The organism is uncultured Kordia sp., from assembly GCF_947489565.1.
Lineage (GTDB): Bacteria > Bacteroidota > Bacteroidia > Flavobacteriales > Flavobacteriaceae > Kordia.
Genome location: NZ_CANLEA010000035.1, coordinates 16,187 through 42,233, shown reverse-complemented (window position 1 = coordinate 42,233; position 26,047 = coordinate 16,187). Strand labels below are relative to the sequence as shown.

The window sequence follows — 26,047 nt, the reverse complement described above, 5'->3', positions numbered from 1 at the left end:
TAAACTTCAACATATAACATTTACAATAAAAAAATCACATAAGAGTAAGAAAAATCTAAGAGCAAAGCGATCTAACACCTAACAGCGTAAGCGGTCTAAAAGCTCACCTAAGAGTAAGAATTAATTTAAACTTCAACATATAACATTTACAATAAAAAAATCACATAAGAGTAAGAAAAATCTAAGAGCAAAGCGATCTAACATCTAAAAGCGTAAGCGGTCTAAAAGCGAAGCGCTCTATTTCTATTTTCAAAGAAGAAAAAAGACAATTGCACCATCAACAATAAAACCATGGCAACGATTTGTACATGTACGACTTGTGCTAGATTTTCATGGAAGAAAACCACTAAAAGAACTTGAAGCATTCCAAACAATCCAGAAAGTACTACCGGAATGTATTTGTCTAAGGATAAATAATAATATGCAAATATGTTTGACAGCGCAAAAATGCCTGTTGCCAATGCATATTTCCATAACAATGGTGTAATTGCCAAATAGCTTTCACCAAATAAAATAGTGACGATTTGTGTTGGAAACAAAACACAACCAATAATAATAACAGCTGCAATTCCAGCAATATATGTGACATATTTTAATAAGATAGGAACCGTAGATTTTCCTTCTTTTTGCAGTTTTACCACCGTAGGCAATAGCAACATCACAAACATCCATGCAATGAAATATACCACACGTCCAATTAAGGCTAAGGAAGCATACAATCCTGCATCATAAGATTCAAAATAATGCTTTACCAACAGAATATCACTGTTGTTGATAATAATTTGTGTCAGTTCATAAAAAGCAGTAATAATAAAAAAGTTACGCACCAATTTCCCTTGTTTTCTGTTGAGTACGGTTGCACTTTTCCAAGAAATATTTTTGAAGTCAAAAGGAATCAATCCGCAGCAAAAAGAAGCAATAATTCCCAAAGAAATAATCAAAGCAGCATCAATTTGTAAAAAATATAAAAGTGCTAACGTGATGACTAAACGACTGATCATTTCGGCTTGATAGGTTACCGAAAGTGACACCAATTGTTGTTTTCCTTGAAAAATTCCGCGATTGACACTCATGATAAAGTACAATGGAATTCCCAATCCGAAAACGACAAACATTAACGAAGATGAGGTTTTAAAAAATGTTTGCAATTCTGATGCAAAAAGAACAATTAAAAATCCTAAAAAAATTCCGGTTAGCACAGATTTCTTATACATACTTGCGGCAAACGCTTTAAAAACAGTAGCTTCAAACAGTACTGAAAACTTTGCGGTTACCAGTTGAAATGTCATTGCCACAAAAGATAGTACCAATAAAAAAGTAACTAATACAGCAGCATCTGCAAACTTTTCTGGACCTAAAAATCTACCTAACAATAAATTGTATGCGTAGTTTCCGCCATTTACCAACAACACACTTACCATAAATAAATGTGCTGTGGTAAGGCTACTTTTTAATTTTTTTGCGATTGCGATCATGTTATTATTTTAAAAAAAAGGTAATTAGAAGATATCTCACTTCTCATTTCTATATACTCAATACTAACTATGCTACTTGCGAACAGTTAAAATCTTGATATACATCTTTGCAACCATTTCCGATTACGGAGAACATTTTGTGATTTCTTAATGCGATTGCCGTTACCGTTTTAATTCCTTCCAAACCATCGTAATCAATTTCAGATACTCCATCAATATTTACCACTACATTTTGGTATTGTTCTATGATGTATTCGAAGTGAATAATGAACGCTCTAGAAGTTGTTGCATTTAATTTTCCATTTAATAAAAATGTTCCGTTTTGTTGTGTGATTTGTAAAGCCATTTTGTTGAGTTTTTGTGATTAATACTGACACAAATATCTTCGAAATCCTTTGAAAATAGGCTCATCGTCGGTGAGATTCAGTTTTCTTGCGACGAATGTTTGGAAGCTTATGCTTAACTTACAATTGTCAAAAATCAAGTATATGAACACACGATATATCCTACTTTTTTTGTTTCTATTAATGTCTTTTTTGGGTGTTGCCCAAAACATGAAAGAAGGTTTTTCATATTTAGAAAACGGAAAGTATCCAGCAGCAGAAACATTCTTTAAAAGGGTTTTGCAAGACTATCCAAAGAATAAAACAGCGCGCTTGTGTTATGGTCGTGCTGTTGGACTTAATGGTAATGCTGCAAAAGCAAAAACGATCTTTACAGACTTATTGAAGGATTTTCCTAGCGATTTTGAAGTGAAGTTGAATTACGGCGAATCTTTATTATGGAACCAAGAGTTCAATCTCGCGAAAGCGTATTACCAAAAATTAGTTACAGAAAATGCGACTAGTTTTCCTGCGTTATTAGGTTTTGCAAATACTTTATCAAACCTGAAAGAATATCCTGCAGCCTTAAAGTATGTCAATAAAGCATTGGAAGTTTCTCCAGGAAATCCGAATGCGATGACGTCAAAAAAGTACATCTATTTAGGAAATGCCTACCAAAAACAGCAAGCGCAACAGTATTCTGAAGCAGAAAACGTATTAAAAGAATGTCTGTCACTTTTTGCGAATGATAAAGACGCATTGTTGAATTTGGCGAACTTGTACTTGATTATGGACGAATTAGACAAAGCAAAAGCAACATATGATACATTACTTGAAGGCTCTAAAAATGTTTCCGATAAAATAACAGTATTGAATGGTTGGGCTTTGATTGAACATTTAAAAGGAAAAGAAAAACAAGCGTTGAAATCAAGTCAATTGGCATACGATAGTTTGACAGATACTGTTGATGGCGTTGTAACGCAACAAACGAAAGAACGTTATATTCAAGCATTAATTTGGAATAAAAAGTATGCAAAAGCTGAAAATTTAATCAATGAAATCACTTCAACACAACCAAACGAAAACTGGATTTTGGCATTGCGTGCAACCTTAAATGTCTATAAAAGTAACTTTAAAAAGAGCTTGGCTGATTACAATCAGATTTTGGTAAACGATTCCACGTCTTTTGATGGAAACTTAGGAAAAGCCAATGTCTTAAAAGCTTTAGGTCGTTATGACGAAGCCTATGCTGCCGCAAAAAAAACACTGACATTTTACGACAATCAGAAAGATGCGACGAACTTTATAAAGGAATTGGATATGAAGTTTTCGGCGTTTTATGATGGAAAAGCCTCGTATACATTTGATAACGGTGATAATGAAGCGTTTTCGGTGCAAAATACGGTTGAAGTTCCGTTTTCAACACGTTTGAAACTTCTCGGGAATTACACCTATCGAACGACAAACAATACGGTGACCAATAACAAAGCGACTTCGCACGCGGCTTCGGCTGGTTTGGCCTATCAGATAGTTCCCAATATAACTTTCAAAGGAACTTTGGGAATTACTACTGCAACTGCCGAAACTACCGATTATACGCAGTTATTAGCAGATATTTCCTTGGACATTAAACCATTTAAACTACAAACCTTAGCTATTGGGTATAAACGTGAATTGCAGAGTTTCAATGCTGATTTATTAGATCGTGAGATTGTACAGAATCATTTATACGCCAATTATAATGTAAGCACCAATTTTAATCTCGGTTGGTTTACACAATACTATTATACAGCGCAGAACGATGACAATTCCAGACATTTGTTATTTACTTCGTTGTACTATAATCTTTTGAGCAAACCCTCTTTGAAAGTCGGTCTGAACTATCAGTACATTACCTTTGAAAATCAGGTGCCAACTATTTATTTCAGTCCTTCAACATTCAACGCTGGCGAAGTTTTCTTAAACTTAATCAAAGATGAAAACATCACCAAAGTTGACGAATGGTTTTATGAACTTACGGCTGCGACAGGTTTGCAATATATTGAAGATCAAGATTCACAAAGTACGTATCGTTTTCAAGGGAAATTGGGATATAAATTCTCCGATCGTTGTTTGGCCAATATATTTGGTACACGAAGTAATATTGCTTCCGCAACGGCAGCAGGATTTACGTTTACGGAGATTGGAATTCGATTGAAGTGGGTTTTTGATGGGAAACGTTTTTAAGGAAGTTCTCAATTTAGCGTTTTGTGAGCAATCCAATTTTCTACTATTGGCCAAATCTCTCTTTTAGAATTTTTAGATTTTAAAATTCGACTATGATTGTAATCTTCTAAATTTCCATTTTCTTTTGAATAAAAAAGCAGCCTATTTTTTTCATTTTTGAATGCTTTTAAAAACTCTTCACAACCTTCTTTTGGTGCAATAAAACGATCTCCTTTTGCACAAATGGATAATATTGGAATAGTAACATTTTTCATTTCTTTTAAATAGTCAAAATTATTTTCTCCTATAAAGTTATTCTTTAAATTCCAGTTAAACCATTGTTTCATAGTGTAATAACTTTCACTGTGTTCAGTGGATCCAACTGCTTTTGAAGGAACTTTGCCTATTAAAAAAGTAACATATTTACTAAATAATATTTTTAGTCTATTATTGAGTTTATTTCCTGCACCAAAAGCTTGCACTCCAAATAAGGTAATGCTATTAATTTTCGAATTATAGTTTGGATTGTTAATTAAAAACATTGTCAAAATAATTCCGCCACCACTATGAGTTAAACAATCTATACTATTTAGATTCTGAATATCAAATAAAAACTCGAAGGTTGATTCGAGGTCGTATTTTGCGATAGTTTCAAAATTAAATGGATGCTTACTCTTTGAGCTTTTTCCATGATTTCTCCATTCCATTATCCAACATGTAAACCCTTTTTCGGTTAAATATGATGCAATTCCGCTGCATATTTTTCTATTTGAAAATGTCCCATGCGTCAAAAAGATATGTTTGTTATCAACCTTTTCAGAATTTAATTTCCAAAGAGCAATGTTTTCGTTATCCTTTGTTTTTATATGATAAAGTTGTTCTTTCAGGATGTTAATTTTTTAATGCTTAAAATAGATTCGAAATTAAACTTTTTACAAACAACAAAAAAGGCAAAAGAATCCAATCTTTTTGCCTTTTCTTAATTAACCAAATTTAATCACCATGAAAAAATCACTACCATTATTTAACTATGAGTTTTAGGGTTTTGTAGGTTTGAGTACGACTGCTTAGGTTGCAGAAATACAATCCGGGACGCAGGTTATTTCGGCTTAGGGAAACCGTGTTTTGACCAATTTGGCTTTTAACCTTTGTTGTATAAACTACCTTGCCTACTTGGTCATACATCAGCAATTGTACGTCCTCGGATTGTTTGGCTGTGAATTGTATTTGAGTTTGTGTTGTCATTGGATTAGGCACAGCCAATATTTTGTTTGTTGCAGCTTCTATTTCATATTCAGCGATATCAAGTGTGTTTTCCATCCCAAAACGCGCAGTATGTACTTGTATGTTAAATGGTGTGTAACTGTGATAATCGCCTTGTGTTGAAAATATGATGGTTTTTACATTGCTTATATCTGCCGGATTTCCATTACCATCTTCAAATTCATTGAACGGAATGCGATACATGGTTTCGGTATTATTTTGTGAAATGGTTACTCTGTAACGGTTGTTCCAATCGGTTAAACCTTCTTGTAATAAGATAATTTCCACAGGTTGCGAGTTGGTAATGTTAAATTGAAAAGCATCATACATACTTACATCTAAGGTTTGATCGCCTGGTAATACATGTCTGAACAAATTGATAGTTCCTTGTACTTGTCCAGAAACTGTTGCTTGTCTTTCCACTTCATAGGTGTTTTCGAGATCTTCTACTGTTGTATTATCTACCGAAAAATTATTGACGATTACATTGTCTTCTTGGTAATCAATCCCCCAAGGTCCATCAGCTAAATACAAAGCATCTTGCTGAGCAGAAACGTCTGTACTTAAGGAGAGTCCAATATCAAACAACTGTCCTGTCGCAATGGTTACAGTATCATTCCAGTCTCCAGTTAAAGAAACATTTTGTGAAATGCTAGTGCGTTCGGAAACTTCGTTAGCTGCCATGTTTGCATCAAATAAAAAAGAAGTTGCATTTACTTTATTGATGAGGTTTAAATGAATGTTTCCGTTCGTATAATAACCAGAACTTACAAATACTGGTGGAATGACATCATTTACAATTTGACTGTTCAATGGCTTTTCTAGCGTAAGTGTATCAATAATATGGTTTCCTATCGTAAATACTTGCGAGAATGAGCTTCCCCAAATTTGAAAATTGAAATAATCACCTTCAGGATATTGCGCAATATTCCAGAAACTATACAATTCATTAGCGGCTTCGCCTAATTTTACAGAGAAACTCAATGTATATTCCGTTTCGCCTGTAGGTCTTTTTATTTTAGCACTGATGAGTTGATGACCTCTTACAATTACTGTTCGCACATCTTCTAGCGATGAATTATTCAATCGGTCACAAATAACTTTAGAATGATCGTAAATAGCACCTTCCGTAGCCGTTGCCAATACCGCAGAAACACGTGTGTTTTCTTGATACATATCCAAAGCAAATATTTCTGAAGCATTTGTTATTTCTAGTAAATCTGTTGGACTTGATATGTGTGCAGTTTCGGTGCCGAACATGCCTGTATCTGGTAAATAAGAATCTAAATTTGTGTCACTTTCTGGATTTTCGGAAACATAGGTTTGCTTATCAAAAAATGCTTGTAACTGTTTTTGATTTTGCGAATCTCCAGTTTGTGTTCTTCTTAGGTTGCGTTGTGCTATTAAACCTGCTAGATTTCCATTACTTTCCAATCCGCCATCATAAGCTGAAGTCACATTTGAAGAACTTTCTACATCGGCGTAATTGGTCGTTTTTAATGCGCTATAAGGATTTGCAGTTACATAAAAAATAGCATCGTTAAAATCATTATCACAAGAACCATAGTCGCGACGAATGTCTTCAAAACCAAGAATAATACGTTCATTATCTGGATCGTTTAATAATACATTATGGTAACGTAAATTTGGATCAGCTTCTGGGTTATAATCTGGGTTAGAATATAATTTCCACAAACCTGTTCCAACCGTACTTGCGCTTGAACTCCATGCGTTTGCTAATAAAACCCAACCAATTCCTGTTCCTGCTTCAAAAGTTCCGATTTTTACCTTGTCACCAACTTGCAATCCGCCGCCGCTTCCTAAAGCAGAAGCATTTGGAAAAATAATGGTGATGTCTTCGTTACTTGGAGCTGTTGTTGGAGGATTGTTAAGATCATATGTGTAAAACCCTAATACATTTCTGTAACCAGCACCTTCACTGATAAAGGTTACCCAAACATCGGCAGTTTGATTGATACTTAAATCAGTATCATAACCAGACGAAATATAATGCGGATTGTAATCTGGAACAGGATAGCTTTCTGGGAGAGAATTGCTAATCATTTCTTGTGTCTCTACCGAAACATTATCTCCTGGAGTTTCTAAATATAGGGGTGTTCCGTTAGAAGTAAAATCACCTAAATATTGATAGTTCTGTGCGATGGTGGTTGCCGTAGCAAATATGCTTAAAAGTAGTAGTAGTTTTTTCATAATATTCTGTATTTATATTACAAAGCTAGGGACTGAAAACTTCGAAAAACCCGATTCACGGCACGATCATTTTAAGTGTAGATGAAATGCAATTTTCTTCAGACTAACCATTTTTGTAAAACTCTACAAAGCCAATAAATAAAGGTGTTTCAAGCGTTTTTTAAATCGTATAAACAATGTTTTAATAGCATAAAAAAGGCAAAAGAATCACTTCTTTTGCCTTTTCTTAATTAACCAATAAAAATTATCACCATGAAAAAAAATCTTATACCATTATTTAACTATGAGTTTTAGGGTTTTGTAGGTTTGTTTGTTTCCTGCTATTTTACAGAAATACAATCCAGGACGCCAATTATTTCGGTTTAGGGGGATTGTGTTTTGACCAACTTCGGTGCTAACCTTTATTGTATAAACTACCTTGCCTACTTGGTCATAAACAACTAATTGTACGTCCTCGGATTGCTTTGCAGTAAATAGGATGTTTGTTTTCGATGTCATCGGATTTGGAACCGCTGAGATCGCTTTTGTTTCGTTTTCAATATCTAAAACACTTAAAGTGCTTTCACTTGAGAAATATAAATGTGATACGTCTATTGTACGTGTAATAAGTTGTCCGTTTTCGGAAGCGATGGTGAATACGATAGTTTTCACATCGTTTAAAGCTATATTGTCATTTGTTGTGGATGATAAATTTGAAATTGGAATGTTATATTCTTGATCAGTATCTGTAAGTGTAATGAGTGTTTTAGGTTGTGCTTCCCAATTGCTAATACTTGCCTTTACAAATGCAATTTCGAGTTTTCCTGTTCCGCTCGCTGTAAAGTTGAACGTATTATAATCGGTTAAATCGACTGCTTTGAATCTTGGTGTCAAGGCTCTGTATGCTGCAAAATAAGTGCTTGTAGTTGCATGTAATGCTATGTTTCTTTCGATTGGAAATACATCTGCATCAAATTCGAAATCATTTGGTGAAATCTCATAATTCAATACGGTAGTGCTTTCTTGCGAATCATCAATTCCCCAAGGACCATCAGACATAAATAAATCGTCTGGAGTAGCAACGCCATCGCCAATTCTAAATCCTATATCAAATAAGTTTCCTGTTGGCACTTGCAAGTTGGTAATGTAATTTCCGTTCAAGTCTAATGATGAACTCATAGTGTCAAACTCATTCGTTTCCGTAGTTCTATATCCTGCATCAAAAGCAACGGTTGATGTAGCGTTTGTGTTGATGATTTGTAAATCGAGCGCACCATTTTCGTAGGTTCCTTTGCGCACAAAAACTGTTGGTGGCGTAGAATTGTTATAGTCTGAAATTGGTTTTTGAACACTTAATAAGTTCAATACTTCTTCTCCCAAAAGGTATAAATCATCCAAAGAATTTGACCAGATTTGAAAGTTGTAAAACGTTACATCGCTTTCATATTTGTCTAGATTCCAGTGACTTTCTACAGCAAAATTCAGATCGTTATTCACTACTTTTGCCGAAAGACTTAGTACGAATTCAACAGTATTGTCTGTGTTTTTTATAAGCGATTTTATAAACTGTTGTCCGTTGATATCAATAGTTGATACTGAAATCAATTCTGCGCCGAGCAAACGATCGCAAATATACTTTGTGTGTTCATATACACCATTTTCTGTTTTTAAAGCTAAGATTGAAGCTACGGAGTTGTCTCCTTTGATATAATCTACCGAATAAATTTCTGTAGCATTGGTAATGTTTACCAAATCTGCTGGAGTAGACTCGATGGCGTCATCTTCATTGATAATATCTAATGGAATAAAGTCTTGCAATTCAAAACCATTTGGATTCGATTCTGCATAAAACTGTGATCTTAATACTTTTGGTGCATTTCTTCTATCAAACTTAAAGCTGGTTTTTGCACGATTGTAATTACGTTTGTTGATAGCATCAGACAATCTTCCATTGCTTTCCAATCCACCTTCATTTCCACCAGAAGATTCTGGATTGATCACTTCGCATTCGCCATAACCTGAGCAAGAAGGATCTTGACAATCAATCAAACCATCGCCGTCATCATCAATACCATTATCACAAATTTCCTGAGCTACTGGCGCTGTTGGACAACGTGCACCATCATTACTAGCACTTGATGGTCCAAAAGCAAACAAATTAGAAACCATTCCGTTACTACCGTTTAAATCTTGTACGGCTTGAATTACATATATAGTTCCTGTTTGATTGGCAGATACATAAAAACGTCCAGAAGCATCAAAATATACAGCGCCATAGGTATAATTTAAACCTGATAAAATAGGAACTGTACCTAATGATTGTACTGTATTTGTATTTGGGTTAATTCTGTATAGTTTATTAGATCCTTTTTCAACCGTATATAACATATTATCAACTGCATTAAATGCCCAATCATGAATATTTATGTTTTGCGATAAAGTTTCTGTACTTAAATGTTGTGTGTAGGTTTCTGAATTAGGATCTACGTCAATTTTATAATAGGTTGTTCCGCCTCCTTTTAAGTGATAAACTCCTGTAGCACTTACATCGCCAACGTATCTGTTTGAAGAAGGCAATTCGTCTACATAATAAGTGGTTGTTTGAAAGTCTTCACCAATTCGTACAATGGTTTTTGCGGGAGATGTTAACGAGCCCCAAATATATCCATCTGTAGGATTGTAGGCTGCTGCATTGATATTTCCTGAGGTTACATTCTCCGCTACTAGAAATGAACTTCCAGAAGCTAAATCAATTGAATAGACATCATTATATTGAAACAAATATGCATTATAAACGCAGTTAAATGGTTCGTTTTGAGCGTTTGTAATTGCTGTAGTAAGGATACTTAAAAATAGTAGTATATTCTTCATGACGTTTGTTATTTACATCACAAATCTAGAAACTCAAAAAAGGGAAAAACGCGATCGTCGGTGCTATCAGTTTAACTGTAGACGAAATGCAATTTTCTGTTGACTAACCAAATTTTCGAAAAGGTGAAAATGCGGTCTTATCGTTATATTTGTTTGTATGAATGATGAAAACGCAAGCAAAAAAAGAAAGAAACCTTGGCCAACCAAAGCTGCTATGGAACAGGTTTATGAGTTACATCTTTGGGGAAAAGGAAATGCAGATTTTTATTCTGGTGAAGGTTCTCACGATCCTGAGCTAGTGAATCCGTATGTAGAAGTTGTACGCTCGTTTTTGACTTCTGTTGAAAAACCGCTGATCGTTTGCGATTTGGGTTGTGGCGATTTTAATGTTGGAAAAGAATTGATTACATATGCTTCAACATACATTGCTGTAGATATTGTTCCTGATTTAATTGTACGCAATACAAAAAAGTTTTCTGCTGAAAGTGTAACGTTTCACTGTTTGGATATTGCTGTTGATGCCTTACCAATTGCTGATTGTGCTCTGGTACGACAAGTATTGCAACATTTATCAAACGCTGAGGTGGAAAAAGTGGTGCGAAAGTTAGAAAAGTATCCGTATGTAATTCTCACAGAACATCTACCGAATGGAAGTTTTATTCCAAATAAAGATATTATTTCAGGACAAGGCATTCGACTCAAAAAACAAAGTGGCATAGATTTGTTAGCAGCTCCATTTCATTTTAAAGTAAAAGAAGAAAAACAATTGCTATCAATAGTTCCAAAGAACGGAAAAGGTGTGATTGTGACGACTTTGTATACTGTTTTTTAGATTTGCTTTGCTGTTAGACCGCTATCGCTATTAGATATTAGATCGCTTTGCTTTTAGACTTGTTCTTTTGTTATGTTGAATGCTAAGTGTTGAATTTTAGATTGTTCTCACTCTTGTATTTTTCTCTTATTCTTTTTTAATCACGAATTCACCGATGTTTACTCTTGTGTCATTCCGCATTTATTGCGGAATCCACTTTGAAGTATACACAGAGTTTTCTTTTGAAAATACTCAATACGTTTCAAGCTTGTTTGGCGGCATCAGTTGTAAAACTCTCGCTAACGTTTGTTGTTATGTTGAATGCTAAATTTTAAATTATTTCTCACTCTTATGCGATACTGAATCAAGTTAAGTATGACGAAATTCTGTCTTTTTCTAAATCGTCTGATCGAGTGATTTTTCGTAATAAAATGAAGAAAAATTGTATCGATATCTATTTTAAAATCAAGGTTTTACTGTGAAAATGTCTAGAATTTTGACTCTAAAGGTCTTGTTTCTTTTCCAAAGAATTCTAAAATCTAAAGTGATAACGTGTCTAAAAGTGAAGTGAGTCTAAAATTCTAACAACGACAGTAGTCTAAAAGCGAAAGCGAGTCTAAAAAAACTATTTCCCTTTTCCTTCCACAATAACTACAATTTCACCTTTAGGAGCTTTGTTTTGATAATGAGCTAAGACTTCTTTCGCGGTACCACGAATATTTTCTTCGTAGAGTTTGGTCAATTCGCGAGACACAGAAACCTGTCGGTCTTCGCCAAAGTATTCACAAAAATGTCCTAATGTTTTGACGAGTTTATGTGGTGATTCATAAAAAATCATGGTACGCGTTTCTTCTGCCAAAATTTTAAAACGTGTCTGCCTTCCTTTTTTAACAGGCAAAAAACCTTCAAAGACAAATTTATCATTGGGCAATCCGCTATTTACCAAGGCAGGCACAAAAGCAGTTGCACCAGGCAAACACTCTACTGGAATATTATTTGAAATACATTCACGTGTCAATAAAAATCCAGGATCGGAAATTGCGGGCGTTCCAGCATCACTGATTAAGGCAAAAGTTTCGCCTGCTTTCATTCGTTGTACTAAAGCTTCAGTCGTTTTATGCTCGTTGTGCATATGGTGACTATACATAGGTGTATTAATGTCGAAATGCTTCAGGAGTTTTCCGCTGGTACGTGTATCTTCTGCCAAAATAAAATCTACACTTTTTAACACTTCAATAGCTCTAAAAGTCATATCTTGAAGGTTTCCGATAGGTGTTGGCACAATATAAAGTTTCATCAATATGAATTTAAGCGGTTGAAATTTCCGTTACATTTTCGGTTCAAAAATAACTATTACAACATAAAATGTCGTAATTCCTATACTTTAATTGTTATGTATACGCAACCTTTTTGGATTTCCCCCATCATTATAATAATATGAAACAACTTTACGTAACCGTTTTTTGCTTGTTCAGTTTTTATGTTGGATGGACTCAAACCACAGATTTATCTGCAAGTATTGAAGCTACTGACCTTAGTGGAACACCAATTTCTAACATTGTACTTTTTCAAGAATTTTACTATGTTACCACGATAAGTAACTCAGGAAATGATGTAAGTAATGCTACATTTTCACAACAATTTGCACCCAATGTAGAGGCATTGACTTTTGAAAGTTTGAATGCAGTTGGTGGTGCCGTAGATGCTACTAATTTTGTGTATGATGGAAATACAGGTGTTGCTACAGCGTTGCTTCCAAATTTACCTACAGCTTCTAGTGTGCAAATTCGAATTTTGGTAAGAGCGCCAAAGACTTCTGGAGGAATTTCTACAACAGCAACCATAACACCGCCAGATGGAACTACTGATACTTCGCTAGATGGAAATACGTCTATCATTTCTATGGATGTAACTTATGTTCCATTAGATTTTACAGTTTCATATTTACAAGTAAACCCAACTTCGGGTACAGGAATTTCTGCATGGGGCGATCAAGTTACCTTTGAATTTACCATTACAAATAACAGTACTATTCAATATCCAATTGATGATTTTAATTTGTTGCAAGGTTTGGCTTCTAATTCTGTGAACGGGAATACCATACTGCGATTACTATCGTTACAATGTATTGGAAGTACCAATGGTGCTAACTGTCCAGGAGATTTTGGACCACTTCCAGGACCTCCATTTATCATTACACCTTTAACAACTGTATATACGTATGGTCAGGAAATTATTTTTCCGGCACAATCAAGCTTAACATTTAGCGCTGTTTTTGAGTATAATGAAGGCGATTGTGGTCTTGAATCTGAATTAATAGTAGCACAGAGTTTTGCGGAAATTAATCTGGCAGAAGCCAATACCGCTTCCAATCAATCGAATATAGAAATCACAGATTTGGTAGATTCAACAGTATGTCCATGTACAGATGTTTCCATTGCTACAGAACAAATAGATCCGCTACCAGCTGGTGTATTATCTGATTGGAATCAACAAGTAACCTATCAAACGACATTGACCAATAGTGGTCCATTAGATACGACCATTCAGTTCTTTTTACAAAACTTAGGAATTTCTTTCGATTTTATCTCTATTACCTGTGTCAGTGCTACTGGAGGCGTAGATTGTGCAGATATTAACTTTGATATTGGTAATCAATTTTGGGTAGTGGAAGATTTTCCGATTCCAGCAGGAGCAACGATTATTATAGAAACCGTAGTGCAATATATGGAACCCGATTGTCCAACAGATACAGTCATTGATTCTCCTTTTAGAAGTACCGTTAATATGTTAGAACATGTCGATTGTGCTCCTGGCGATAATAACGAATTCAATACCATAACCTTACCACAATCTATGGGAACTGATGATTGTGTAAGTCCAGACAGTGTATCTATTTCAAAAACACAAGTGAGTCCTGCATTGCCGTTAGGAAGTTCGGAAGACAATCCTATTCCTTGGGGAGATATTACGTATCATATTACGATTAATAATAACAATCCAAACGATGTTCCATTAATATTGAGTGATTATTATGGAGGCAATAGTGTTGCTACAGGAACATTACAATCGGTAACTTGTATAGAAACCACAGGAACTGCAGCTTGTATTCCAATACCAAATGCCAATATAGGTGTTGAACTCACTGCAATTGATGAGGTATTCTGGGAAATTACCGAAGCTGAAAACTGGATACTTCCTGCTCAAAGTTCAATTACATTTGAAGTAGTTGTCAATTGGAATCCACAATGTTCAAGTTTGGTCGTACCAGTAACAAATGCAGCTACGTTAAATATTGTGGGCGTAGGTGCTGCGCAAACAGTTACGGAAACAAGTTACTTGACTTCTTGTGTCGATTTAATCATTCAAACGTATCCGTCGCAGGCAACAACACCTATAAATTCAAATTTTGACTGGATTGTTGATATTACCAATAGTATTACAAGTTCTACGGCAACCGATGCCATATTTACAACGACAGTAAACAATGCTTTTACAATTACGGGAACACCAACCTGTACAGTAACGAGTGGAAACGCTACTTGTATTACCACATTTAATGTAGATACTACAACCAATGAAGTTTCTGGAATTATTCCTTTATTAGATCCAGATGCTACTATACAAATCATAATTCCTGTGACGGCACCTAATTTTGGTGGTTCGTTTACCAATGTTGCCGAAGTACAGCCTGATCCTGCCAACAATGCAGAATCAGATCCAAGTACCAATATTTCTATTTCTAGTGTGCAGGTACTATCGCCAAGCGTAACCAAAACATTTACACCAGATGAAATTATTGCGACTGAAACTTCGCTATTAACGTTTACCATTGAGAATGTTCCTGGAAATTTAGCGCAATCAGGAATTTCTTTTACAGATAATTTACCTGCGGGAATTGTCTTAGCGGGCGATCCGTATTGGGTGCAAAGTAACGGCGCTACAGCAGATTTTGTTGGATTGACAAATGATGATTTTGTCGGAATTGCCAATTTGGTAATTCCAGATGGTGTTGCCAACTGTACTTTTGCCGTTTTAGTTACTTCCGCCGTGAGCGATTTATATACGAATGAATTTGCAAACTTTTCCAATCTGAATAATGTTGATGCATCTAGTGTGCTTGCCACCTTAAATGTATTACCACTTCCGCCAAGTGCCGATTTGGAAATTTCACTAACACCAAATCAAACAGAATACTGTGAAGGAGATGATGCTATTTTTACGCTAACCATCACAAACAACGGTCCGGATGATGTAGAAAATGTAGCTGTTGAACACTATTTAAATACGCCAGGTTTTACGTATGTTTCAGATAATGCAGGCGGAACCTATACAGCTGCTACAGGAATGTGGGAACTTTCAGGAATTTCTATTGCAAGTGCAGCAGGCAGCAATACGTTTACTGCAGAAATTACAACGACCATTTTAAATGTAGATAACTCTGCCAATCAATATGAAACAACTGCAGAAATTACGGCAACCAATATTATCGACTTAGATAGTGATGTAAATACGAGTTTTGATGTAGATGATTTAGGCGATTCGCTGGCAGATGATGACGAAATACAACTCCAAATAGCTGTTTTTGAAATTCATAATGATGTTGATTTGGCAATAGAAAATACCGAAGTTTGTATTGGAGATACTACCATGCTGGTGATTAACAATCCAATAATGACTTATACTTATAATTGGTATGAAGCTTCGAATCCTACTCAAATTGTATTTACAGGAACTACGTTTGAAACAGGAGCTGTTACGACAGATACAACCTATGAAATTGAAATCATCAATGAGAATAACTGCCCTGGAATAGCACGTGAAATTGTTGAGGTAACCGCGGTTTCTTGTGTCGATTTAGGAATTGAAAAAGTTGTAGATATTGATATGCCTTCTATTGGAGAAACGATTCAGTTCACCATTACTATTACCAACAATAGTAGTGAAGATGCAACAAATGTCATTATAGAAGAATTGCTTCCAAACGGATATCAGTATGTATCACACGTAGCAAGTAATGGAATGTATGATCCTAATACACAGTTGTGGAGCATTACCGCATTAACAGCTGGAAGTTCAGCCACATTAACCTTAACAGTGATAGTTGTAGATGGTGATGATTATTCCAATATTGTTCAAATCATAGATCAAGCAGCAACTGACATAAACCTCGCTAATAATAGTGCAACCGCAGTTACATTTCCAGATTGTTTAGAAATTCCGAGTGGTTTTTCTCCAAACGATGATGGCGTAAATGATGTATGGGAAATAGCTTGTTTAGACAATTATACCGACAATGAAGTGGTTATATTTAATCGTTGGGGAACCATCGTTTACAAAACAAGGAATTATACCAACAATTGGAATGGAGAAGCCAATCAAAATGTAGTATTGTTCAATAAAAATGAGCGCTTGCCTGTTGGAACTTATTTCTATGTGCTCAAATTACAAGGAAATACTATTGAAAAAACAGGTTGGATATATTTGAATTATTAGGCTTTAAAAAGATCGCTTTGCTCTTAGACCGCTGACGCTATTAGATCGCTACGCTTTTAGATTTTTTTCTCACTCTCTTATGTGATTTTTTTATTGTAAATGTTGAATTTTAAATTGTTCTCACTTTTACGTGATCTTTTGGACTCGCTATCGCTTTTAGATTTTTGTCACTCTTGTGTGATATTAAATTACACTTCGATACACCGAACGTAAAAGTTAAACATGACGTTACTGTTGTATTTTTTACAATTTGTCATTCCTGTGTAGGTAGGAATCCATTTGAAAATCTGAATATTGCTATGAAAACAACATGACTCCTGATTCCAAAAATCTTAGTTCTCCCTGTCAAATCAAAAATTACGCAAACTTACGTTCAATAATTTCCATAAAGCGTGTTTCGTATTCCTCTTTTCCTGCCCAATTATTATAGTCAGGCTTAATCATATTATAAATAAAGTTTTTCGCTTCCGTTTCATTTTCAATCGTATTTAATTGAGAAATCACACGATTATAATCTTCCTGATTGCCATCAAATAAATGTTTCGTAAACGCAATACGATCGTTCAATCCAAGAGAGATTCCTGTATTTAAACGGTCATTCAAAGACTTTGGTTGTGCTACTTTGGTTTTTACTTCTACAGGAGCTTTTACTTCTTTGGTAATAGTTTCTGCAACCTTTGGTGCTGGTTTTGGCTTTTCTACTTCTACAACTTCGTCAATTTTTTCAAATGTAGGTTGTGGCAATACATCTGCTAAAATATCTTCTAAAGTTTCACGCTTAGGTTCTTCAGGAATAGCAGTTAACAAAATTTCTTCTTCGGTTTCTTCTGGCATTTCGGCAACCATATCTTTAATAGTTTCCATCAATGGCTCTACCAATTCATCTTGTTCTGGATCTTCACTTACCAAATGGTGTCGTGCGAAAGAATCATCTTCTGCATTCTGTTCTACCTTATCGTGGTTATATACATTCTCTAAAGTTTGGAAGAAAGAAGAATCGGCATAATCAGGTACGGAATCTTTGAATTGTTCTTCAAAAAATAGCATTACCGACAATTTTTCAAAAACTTCTTTCGCCTCTTTATGTAATGCAACTACATCTTCTTTGCCTTTTAGTTTTAGGATTCGATGCGCGATACTTACTAAATCTCCTTCTAATTTTTTCTTCATAATTTTTAAACTAATGTCGTTGTATAACCTTTGGTTTTTTAATAAATTTGTTCCACCTTTACAAAAACGAGTATAAATTCGTTTTCGACTTGAAAATTACAAAATGTTTCTCGAAAATACAGTAAATCATAAAGAACAATTTGGTTGGATTGAAGTTATTTGTGGTTCAATGTTCTCTGGAAAAACAGAAGAATTGATCCGAAGACTCAAAAGAGCACAGTTTGCAAAGCAAAAAGTAGAGATATTTAAACCTGCCGTTGATGTTCGTTATGACGAGGAAATGGTAGTTTCTCACGATGCAAACGAAATTCGCTCTACACCTGTTCCCGCCGCCGCCAACATACGATTATTAGCCCACAATTGCGATGTTGTAGGAATTGACGAAGCACAATTTTTTGATGATGGAATTATTGCTGTATGCAATGATTTAGCCAATCGAGGTATCAGAGTGATAGTTGCCGGTTTGGATATGGATTTTAAAGGAAATCCATTTGGACCGATGCCTTCACTTATGGCCACAGCCGAATACGTCACCAAAGTACATGCCGTTTGTACCCGAACGGGAAACCTAGCACAATACAGTTTTAGAAAATCCAAAAGCGACGATCTGGTCTTGCTAGGAGAAACTGATGAATACGAACCATTAAGTCGCGGCGCTTATTATAAAGCAATGCTAAAAGAATCAGTGAAAGATATTGAAGTTGATGATGCGGAAGAAATCATTCCAAAACAACAATCTGACAATTAACTACCATAATGTTACACATACAAGAATCTGTTTTAGAAATTAATTTTAAAGCACTACAACAAAACTTTGAATTCTTAAAATCAAAAACCAAAACTGGAACTAAAATTTTAGCAGTAGTCAAAGCCTATGGCTATGGAAGTGATGCCATAGAAATTGCTAAGTTTTTGCAAGATGAACTCAAAGTGGACTATTTTGCAGTTGCCTATATTCGAGAAGGTGCTTATTTACGAGCAGCAGGAATTACGGCACCAATTTTAGTACTGCATCCGCAAATTGTAAACCTAAAGCATGCTATTGCTTACAATTTAGAGCCAAGTCTTTATAACGACCGTATTTTTACAGCCTTTGCAAAAGAAGCAGCCAAGCAAGGAAAAAAAGAATATCCTGTACATATAAAGTTCAATACAGGATTGAACCGTCTGGGCTTTTTTCATACTGATACAGAGCATATTATTAAAAAGCTAAAAACGCTTTCGCAAATAAAAGTGGCTTCTATATTTTCTCACTTAGCAGCATCAGAAGATCTAAAAGAAAAAGACTTTACGGAAAATCAAATACAACTTTTCAAAGAAATTAATGAAGAGTTTCAAAAAGGACTCAATTACAAACCAATTTTACACATGACCAATACTTCTGGAATATTAAACTATCCAGAAGCGCACTTCGATATGGTTCGAACAGGAATTGGATTGTATGGTTTTGGAAACGATCCAAAATATGACAAACATTTACAACCTGTAGCATCCTTAAAATCGGTTATTTCACAAATTCATCGCATAGAAAAAGGAGAAAGTGTAGGGTATAATCGCGCTTTTATTGCAGATGATTATGCGACGATTGCCACCATTCCGCTTGGACATGCAGATGGAATTAGCAGACAATTTGGAAATGGAGTAGGCAGTGTTATCATCAATGGAAAACCAGCACCTATTATTGGTAATGTTTGTATGGATATGATGATGGTCAATATTACAGGAATTCGCTGCAATGAAGGTGATGAGGTCATTATTTTTGGAGAAGGACAAAGCGCCGATGAATTTGGAGAAAAGATAAATACCATCTCGTATGAAATTTTAACTGCGGTTTCTCAACGAGTAAAACGTGTATTTCTTCGTTAATTAGGTCTTTAGTTCATTCTAACAAATTGAAAACTATCATATTTTTTACTACTTTTAGATTCAATAATAACTAACAATCAACATTATGATTAAAGAATTTAAAGAATTTATCACTGGTGGAAATGTGATCGAATTTGCAGTAGCCGTAATTATGGCAGGCGCTATTGGCGGAGTTGTAAAAGGATTTGTTGACAACATTGTAATGCCTTTTGTAGGGTATTTTACAGGCGGAACAGATTTTTCTCAGAAGAAAATAATCTTAACAGAAGCCGTTGTAGATGCAACAGGAAAGGTAACGACTCCTGAAAATGCAATTATGTGGGGAAATTGGGTGAATGCTATTGTAAATTTACTAATTGTAGGTTTGGTGATGTTTTTAATTGTAAAAGCATACAACAAAACAAAGAAGAAAGAAGAGCCAGCTCCAGAAGCACCAGCAGGACCAACTCAAGAAGAGTTATTAACACAAATTAGAGACTTATTGAAAAAGTAATTTTTTCAAACATATTATATAAAAAAGCCACTCTGTACAGAGTGGCTTTTGTGTTATATGTAACTTTTTGTGAAATTTTTGATATTTGGAAAATTTTATAAGATTTGCGCAGTTTTTATTCCTAATTTTACAAAAAATAACATGCTAAAATAGATTCTTATCGAAATTAGATAGATATTTTTGTATGATACATTAAGACTATAAAAATAAAAGTAATGAAAGTAGCAGTCGTGGGCGCAACAGGAATGGTAGGAACTGTAATGTTAAAAGTATTAGCAGAGCAAAAATTTCCTGTAACCACTTTAATTCCAGTAGCTTCAGAAAGGTCTATTGGAAAAGAAATCACCTATCAAGGAAACGCATATCCTATTGTAAGTATGCAAGATGCTATTAACGCCAAACCAGATATTGCACTATTTTCTGCGGGCGGAGGCACTTCTTTAGAATGGGCACCAAAATTTGAAGCCGTTGGAACTACGGTAATTGACAATTCTTCTGCATGGCGAATGGATCAAACAAAGAAATTGGTGGTGCCAGAAATTAATGCGAATCAATTAACTTCTAAAGATAAAATTATTGCCAATCCAAATTGTTCTACCATTCAAATGGTTGTGGCATTGGCACCATTACATAAAGAATACAAAATAAAGCGTATTGTAGTTTCTACATATCAATCTATCACAGGAACAGGCGTAAAAGCGGTTCGTCAGTTAGAAAGTGAATATGCTGGTGAAAAAGGAGAAATGGCATATCCGTATCCAATTCATAGAAATGCATTGCCACACTGCGATGTATTTGTAGAAAACGGATACACCAAAGAAGAAGTAAAATTGGTCAATGAAACTAAAAAAATCTTAGACGATAATACCATTGCTATTACGGCAACCGCCATTCGTATTCCGGTAGTTGGCGGACATTCTGAAAGTGTAAATATTGAATTTGAAAATGATTTTCAGCTCGATGAAGTTCGCAAAATATTACAGGAATCACCTGGAATTGTAGTACAAGACAATCCTGATACCAATGTATATCCGATGCCAATTTATGCGGAAGGAAAAGACGATGTTTTTGTGGGGAGAATTCGCCGCGACGGATCGCAACCAAATTCATTAAATATGTGGATTGTATCTGATAATTTACGAAAAGGTGCAGCTACCAATGCAGTACAAATTGCACAACACTTAGTAGATCATAAATTGGTTTAAAAACTGAATCATAAAAATTAAAGACACTTCCCAAACAGGAGTGTCTTTTTTTATACAATGAACTATAAATTAGTGAGTTATTAAATCTGTGATATAGTTCTGATCGTCGAAAATAGTTGGTGCATACGGTATCTTTTTCATATCTTAAGAGTATACTAACACAAAACTCTTCACCTATGAATTCCAAATTTACCAAAATTATCCGTTTCGTATTAGGGCTAATTCTCATTGTATTTGGTGCTAATAAACTTGTTATGATTTTTATGGATGCTGGCTTTATACCACAACCAAAGTTACCCGAAGATGCAGGTAAATTTATGACTTCACTGGGTAATACAGGATACATTCTTCCTATTGTTGGCGCATTGGAAGTCTATGTTGGAGTTTTACTAATCCTAAAAAAATGGGTGCCTTTTGCCTTAATCTTACTAGCACCAATCTCTGTAAATATTTTACTATTTCATTTCTTCTTAGATTTATCGGGCGGAATGATTGGCGCGCTCGTTGTAGCAACATTAAATACGATACTCATATACAAACATTGGTCACAATTTAAACCGTTATTTTACTAATAAAAAGTCTTAGCATTTTGTTAAAAACCACTTCTAATTAACGGAAGTGGTTTTTTTTAAAGTAAATTTGAGGGAAACCAATCCTTGTACTAGACATAATTTGCTCTAAATAAAAACCCTGCAAATTCGATCTAGCACATCCAATTAAAATAGTACTCAATGAAAAAATTGTTAATAATTAGCTCTCTCGCAGTATTTTTCTTCTCTTGCGAGAAAGAACCTGAAAAACAAACGAAAGAAGTGGTAGACATTTATTTTAACACCGAAGTAAAAGATCCGTATCGTTGGCTAGAAGATGATCGCTCAGCAGAAACAGGAGCTTGGGTAAAAGAACAGAACAAATCAACTTATGGCTATTTAGATAAAATTCCATTTCGAGAAGCCATCAAAAAAAGATACACGAAACTTATAAACTATGAAAAAATAAGTGCTCCTTTTAAAAGAGGTGACTATACTTATTTTTATAAAAATGACGGATTGCAAAACCAGTATGTAATCTATCGACAAAAAGGAGACGAAAAAGCAGAAGTATTTTTAGATCCGAACAAATTCTCTGAAGATGGAACAATTTCTATGGGAGGCGGAATGAGTTTTTCAGACAATAAAAAAATTGTTGCATATCCTATCTCAGAAGGCGGAAGCGACTGGAGAAAGGTTGTCATTATGGATGTAGCTTCCAAAGAAGTGGTAGAAGATACTTTGGTAGATATTAAATTCTCAGGAATTTCTTGGAAAGACAATGACGGCTTTTACTATTCAAGCTACGACAAACCTAAAGGAAGTGAATTATCTGCCAAAACAGATCAACATAAATTATATTACCACAAGCTTGGAACGCCTCAAAAAGATGATAAAGTAGTTTTTGGAGGAGCGCCAGAAGAAAAGCATCGTTATGTTGGTGGTAGTGTTACAAAAGATGGAAACTATTTATTTATTACAGCATCAGTATCGACTTCAGGAAATAAATTATTCATGAAAGATTTAACAAAACCTGATAGTAAAATCGTAACTATTTTAGATCATACCAATACTGATTCAAGAGTTATTGAAAATGTAGGTTCTAAATTATACATTATGACAAATATGAATGCGCCAAACCAAAAAGTAGTGACGGTTGACGCATCAAATCCTGCTCCAGAAAACTGGGTAGATTTTATTCCAGAAACCAAAAATGTATTAAGTATCTCAAAAGGATCAGGTTATTTCTTTGCAAGATATATGGTAGATGCCGTTTCAAAAGTATTGCAATATGATTATGATGGAAAACTAGTTCGCGAAGTTACCTTACCAGGTGTTGGGACTGCTAGCGGATTTAATGGAGAAAAAGATTATGAAACGTTATACTTTTCATTTTCAAATTACAAAACACCAAGTACAACCTATACATACAATCCAAAAGATGGAGTATCAACAGTGTACAGAAAACCCGGAATTGACTTTGATCCAGACGAATATGAAAGCAAGCAAATATTCTACACATCTAAAGATGGAACCAAAGTTCCTATGATTATTACACACAAAAAAGGAATTGAAATGAATGGTAAAAATCCAACGATTCTATATGGTTACGGAGGATTTAATATTTCATTGACACCTAGTTTTAGTGTTGCCAATGTCGTTTGGATGGAACAAGGTGGAATTTATGCCGTAGCAAACCTTAGAGGTGGCGGCGAATATGGAAAAGAATGGCACAATGCGGGAATTAAAATGAAAAAGCAAAATGTATTTGACGATTTTATCGCTGCGGCGGAATTTTTAATCGAAAATAAATATACATCTAGTGACTTCTTAGCCATTCGAGGTGGTTCAAACGGCGGATTGTTAGTAGGTGCAACCATGACCCAACGTCCAGATTTGATGAAAGTTGCGTTGCCAGCAGTTGGTGTATTAGACATGCTACGTTATCATAAATTCACTGCTGGTGCAGGTTGGGCGTATGATTACGGAACTTCGGAAGACAGCAAAGAAATGTTTGAATACTTAAAAGGATATTCGCCATTGCATAATGTGAAAAAGGGAGTTCAGTATCCTGCAACACTAATCACTACGGGCGATCATGATGATCGTGTAGTGCCAGCACACAGTTTCAAATTTGCAGCGGAATTGCAATCAAAACAATCAGGAACCAATCCTACGCTTATTCGTATAGAAACAGATGCAGGACATGGCGCAGGAACACCAATTTCAAAAACAATAGAACAATACGCTGATATTTATGGCTTCACGTTGTATAGTATGGGCTTTAAAGAATTGCCAAACAAATCGGTCTTAGAAGAGTTTAAGAATTAAGCTTTTTAAAATAACATATACAAACCGCCAAACTGATTTTCAATTTGGCGGTTTTTTTATTAGAAAAAATTGTCATTCCGCATTTATTGCAGAATCTACTTTGAAACTTAATAAATTGCCTGTTTAATAAGCATTTCACATCTTTTAATAGATCTGTATAAAATTAGTATCTTTGAGTATAAAGTCTTTATCATGGATGTGCAATTAGAGAAATATAAATTAATGGAGTGGTTAGTAAATCTAAAAGATGAAGCTATCATTCTTAAACTGAAAGAACTAAAAAATAATCTCTCTAATTCTTCTGATTGGAGTACAGTATCTGAAGCTGAACAACTATTCATTGAAGCTGGATTAAAAGATATTGAAAATGAAAATACGTTTACGCATCAACAGGTTATGGAGGAAATAAATAAAACGTATGGACTTTGATACATGGAGATTATTTGGACGAAATTAGCAAAAATCACATATATTGAAATTCTTGAAAATTTAAATAACAGGTGGACAAAAAAAGAAATTAGAAGTTTTACTAATTTAACAAACGAACTACTTAAGAATATTCAAGAGAATAAAATTATGCATCCGTTTGTTCACAATGATCTTGGAATACAAAAAAGTATTATTCATAAAAACGTTTCTTTATTCTACAAAAAAGATACAGTTGCTAATAAAATCTACCTAATTACTTTCTTTAATAATAGAATGAGTCCAGAGGTATTAAAAAGATTACTCAATACCTAAAACTTGCGGTAAACTGTTTCTCGGATATGTAGATTTTCACAATTATCTCCGTATTTTTGCAGTGCTAAAAAATTGCCATGCTTCAAGTTCAACAAATTTCCTTTTCTTATTTGGAAAACATACCGATTTTAAAAGACATCTCTTTTGAAATTCCGCAAGGAACACATGTGTCAATTATTGGCGAAAGTGGCTGTGGAAAAAGTACCTTACTCAAACTTATTTATGGTTTACACGATTTGGATGCTGGAGAAATCTTCTGGAAAGACGAACAAATTTTAGGCCCAGCCTATCATTTAGTACCTGGCTTTGAACGCATGAAATATGTAGCGCAAGATTTTGACTTAATGCCATACACAACGGTTGCAGAAAACATTGGAACCTATTTATCCAATTTTTATCCGGAAGCAAAACAACAGCGCATTCACGAATTATTACAAATGGTTGAAATGTCTGCGTTTGCAGATGTAAAAGTAAAACTACTCAGTGGCGGACAACAACAGCGCGTTGCTTTGGCAAAAGCCTTAGCGCGTGAACCCGAAGTATTATTGTTAGATGAACCGTTTAGTCATATAGACAACTTCCGAAAAAACGCCTTGCGTAGAAACCTGTTCAGTTATCTCAAAAAAGAAAATATTACCTGCATTGTAGCTACACACGATCGCACAGATGCACTTTCCTTTGCAGACACTACGATTGTGCTGAAACAAGGAGAAATCATTGCAAAAAGTGATTCTAAAGGCTTGTATAACAATCCTCCAAACAAATATGTAGCTTCTCTTTTTGGAGAAGTCAATGAATTGCCTGCAAGTTTATTTTCAGAAGAAACTTCAACAGAAACAATGTTAGTGTATCCTCATCAACTGAAAGTTTCTGAAACTTCTGATTTTAAAGTCACCGTGAGACAAAGTTATTTTAAAGGAAGTCATTATTTAGTCTTAGCGAAATATGAAAAAATGATTGTATTTTTTGATAGTTTGGAAGTGTTAGAAAAAGGTGTTGAGGTAGCTTTAGAACTTGGTTAAATTAATTTTTAACACAAAAATAAAGCTGAGAAAAATAGCATTTTGAAAATAATTC

The 26,047-nt window shown here is 34.8% G+C and carries 19 protein-coding genes; 12 read left to right on the top strand and 7 right to left on the bottom strand.

Features of this window, described 5'->3' with window-relative positions; all coding sequences use genetic code 11:
• Positions 1 to 221: 221 nt before the first annotated feature.
• Both Q0845_RS26835 and Q0845_RS26830 read right to left on the bottom strand, forming a co-directional pair.
• Positions 222 to 1,475 carry an oligosaccharide flippase family protein gene (locus tag Q0845_RS26835; protein ID WP_298520889.1) on the bottom strand — a complete coding sequence of 418 codons (1,254 nt, stop codon included), beginning with the start codon at positions 1,473 to 1,475 and terminating at the stop codon, positions 222 to 224.
• A 67-nt stretch (positions 1,476 to 1,542) separates the two neighbouring features.
• Positions 1,543 to 1,821 (bottom strand): hypothetical protein, encoded by a 279-nt coding sequence (locus tag Q0845_RS26830; protein WP_298520887.1) that lies wholly within the window; start codon positions 1,819 to 1,821, stop codon positions 1,543 to 1,545.
• Positions 1,822 to 1,963: 142 nt separating this feature from the next.
• Here Q0845_RS26830 and Q0845_RS26825 point away from each other — a divergent pair, with 142 nt between their 5' ends.
• Positions 1,964 to 4,024, top strand: a complete 2,061-nt coding sequence (locus Q0845_RS26825) for a tetratricopeptide repeat protein (RefSeq protein WP_298520884.1) — start codon at positions 1,964 to 1,966, stop codon at positions 4,022 to 4,024.
• Positions 4,025 to 4,032: 8 nt separating this feature from the next.
• Here Q0845_RS26825 and Q0845_RS26820 read toward each other — a convergent pair whose 3' ends face one another.
• The 3 genes from Q0845_RS26820 to Q0845_RS26810 all read right to left on the bottom strand — a co-directional run bounded on the left by Q0845_RS26820 (position 4,033) and on the right by Q0845_RS26810 (position 10,327).
• On the bottom strand, positions 4,033 to 4,794 hold the full coding sequence (locus Q0845_RS26820) for an alpha/beta fold hydrolase (RefSeq protein WP_298520881.1): 762 nt from the start codon (positions 4,792 to 4,794) through the stop codon (positions 4,033 to 4,035).
• A 229-nt stretch (positions 4,795 to 5,023) separates the two neighbouring features.
• Positions 5,024 to 7,477 carry a DUF4114 domain-containing protein gene (locus Q0845_RS26815; protein WP_298520878.1) on the bottom strand — a complete coding sequence of 818 codons (2,454 nt, stop codon included), beginning with the start codon at positions 7,475 to 7,477 and terminating at the stop codon, positions 5,024 to 5,026.
• Between the two features lie 273 nt (positions 7,478 to 7,750).
• A complete protein-coding gene (locus tag Q0845_RS26810; RefSeq protein ID WP_298520875.1) occupies positions 7,751 to 10,327 on the bottom strand; it encodes a T9SS type A sorting domain-containing protein in 2,577 nt (858 codons plus the stop codon).
• Between the two features lie 157 nt (positions 10,328 to 10,484).
• Here Q0845_RS26810 and Q0845_RS26805 point away from each other — a divergent pair, with 157 nt between their 5' ends.
• On the top strand, positions 10,485 to 11,159 hold the full coding sequence (locus Q0845_RS26805; protein WP_298520872.1) for a class I SAM-dependent methyltransferase: 675 nt from the start codon (positions 10,485 to 10,487) through the stop codon (positions 11,157 to 11,159).
• Between the two features lie 604 nt (positions 11,160 to 11,763).
• Here the strand turns inward: Q0845_RS26805 and rsmI are convergent.
• The gene (gene rsmI, locus Q0845_RS26800; RefSeq protein WP_298520869.1) at positions 11,764 to 12,438 is read right to left on the bottom strand and encodes a 16S rRNA (cytidine(1402)-2'-O)-methyltransferase; all 675 of its coding nucleotides are present in this window, start codon (positions 12,436 to 12,438) and stop codon (positions 11,764 to 11,766) included.
• 137 nt (positions 12,439 to 12,575) lie between these two features.
• Here rsmI and Q0845_RS26795 point away from each other — a divergent pair, with 137 nt between their 5' ends.
• Positions 12,576 to 16,634 (top strand): gliding motility-associated C-terminal domain-containing protein, encoded by a 4,059-nt coding sequence (locus tag Q0845_RS26795; protein ID WP_298520867.1) that lies wholly within the window; start codon positions 12,576 to 12,578, stop codon positions 16,632 to 16,634.
• Positions 16,635 to 16,991: 357 nt separating this feature from the next.
• On the opposite strand, the gene Q0845_RS26790 is transcribed toward Q0845_RS26795, so the two are convergent.
• Complete coding sequence (locus tag Q0845_RS26790; RefSeq protein ID WP_298520864.1) at positions 16,992 to 17,804, bottom strand: hypothetical protein; 813 nt, start codon at positions 17,802 to 17,804, stop codon at positions 16,992 to 16,994.
• Between the two features lie 103 nt (positions 17,805 to 17,907).
• Here Q0845_RS26790 and Q0845_RS26785 point away from each other — a divergent pair, with 103 nt between their 5' ends.
• The 9 genes from Q0845_RS26785 to Q0845_RS26745 all read left to right on the top strand — a co-directional run bounded on the left by Q0845_RS26785 (position 17,908) and on the right by Q0845_RS26745 (position 25,992).
• Entirely contained in the window at positions 17,908 to 18,552 is a 645-nt protein-coding gene (locus Q0845_RS26785; protein ID WP_298520862.1) for a thymidine kinase, read from the top strand.
• An 8-nt stretch (positions 18,553 to 18,560) separates the two neighbouring features.
• Entirely contained in the window at positions 18,561 to 19,670 is a 1,110-nt protein-coding gene (gene alr / locus Q0845_RS26780) for an alanine racemase (protein WP_298520859.1), read from the top strand.
• 85 nt (positions 19,671 to 19,755) lie between these two features.
• Positions 19,756 to 20,163 carry a large conductance mechanosensitive channel protein MscL gene (mscL, locus tag Q0845_RS26775; RefSeq protein ID WP_298520858.1) on the top strand — a complete coding sequence of 136 codons (408 nt, stop codon included), beginning with the start codon at positions 19,756 to 19,758 and terminating at the stop codon, positions 20,161 to 20,163.
• Positions 20,164 to 20,378: 215 nt separating this feature from the next.
• Complete coding sequence (locus Q0845_RS26770; protein ID WP_298520855.1) at positions 20,379 to 21,368, top strand: aspartate-semialdehyde dehydrogenase; 990 nt, start codon at positions 20,379 to 20,381, stop codon at positions 21,366 to 21,368.
• A gap of 176 nt (positions 21,369 to 21,544) precedes the next feature.
• Entirely contained in the window at positions 21,545 to 21,940 is a 396-nt protein-coding gene (locus Q0845_RS26765; RefSeq protein ID WP_298520852.1) for a DoxX family membrane protein, read from the top strand.
• Positions 21,941 to 22,099: 159 nt separating this feature from the next.
• A complete protein-coding gene (locus Q0845_RS26760; protein WP_298520849.1) occupies positions 22,100 to 24,229 on the top strand; it encodes a prolyl oligopeptidase family serine peptidase in 2,130 nt (709 codons plus the stop codon).
• 222 nt (positions 24,230 to 24,451) lie between these two features.
• Positions 24,452 to 24,658: a hypothetical protein gene (locus tag Q0845_RS26755; protein WP_298520846.1), complete on the top strand. Its 207-nt coding sequence runs from the start codon at positions 24,452 to 24,454 to the stop codon at positions 24,656 to 24,658.
• 3 nt (positions 24,659 to 24,661) lie between these two features.
• The gene (locus Q0845_RS26750; protein WP_298520843.1) at positions 24,662 to 24,970 is read left to right on the top strand and encodes a hypothetical protein; all 309 of its coding nucleotides are present in this window, start codon (positions 24,662 to 24,664) and stop codon (positions 24,968 to 24,970) included.
• A 77-nt stretch (positions 24,971 to 25,047) separates the two neighbouring features.
• Positions 25,048 to 25,992 carry an ABC transporter ATP-binding protein gene (locus Q0845_RS26745; RefSeq protein WP_298520840.1) on the top strand — a complete coding sequence of 315 codons (945 nt, stop codon included), beginning with the start codon at positions 25,048 to 25,050 and terminating at the stop codon, positions 25,990 to 25,992.
• Positions 25,993 to 26,047: the final 55 nt, after the last annotated feature.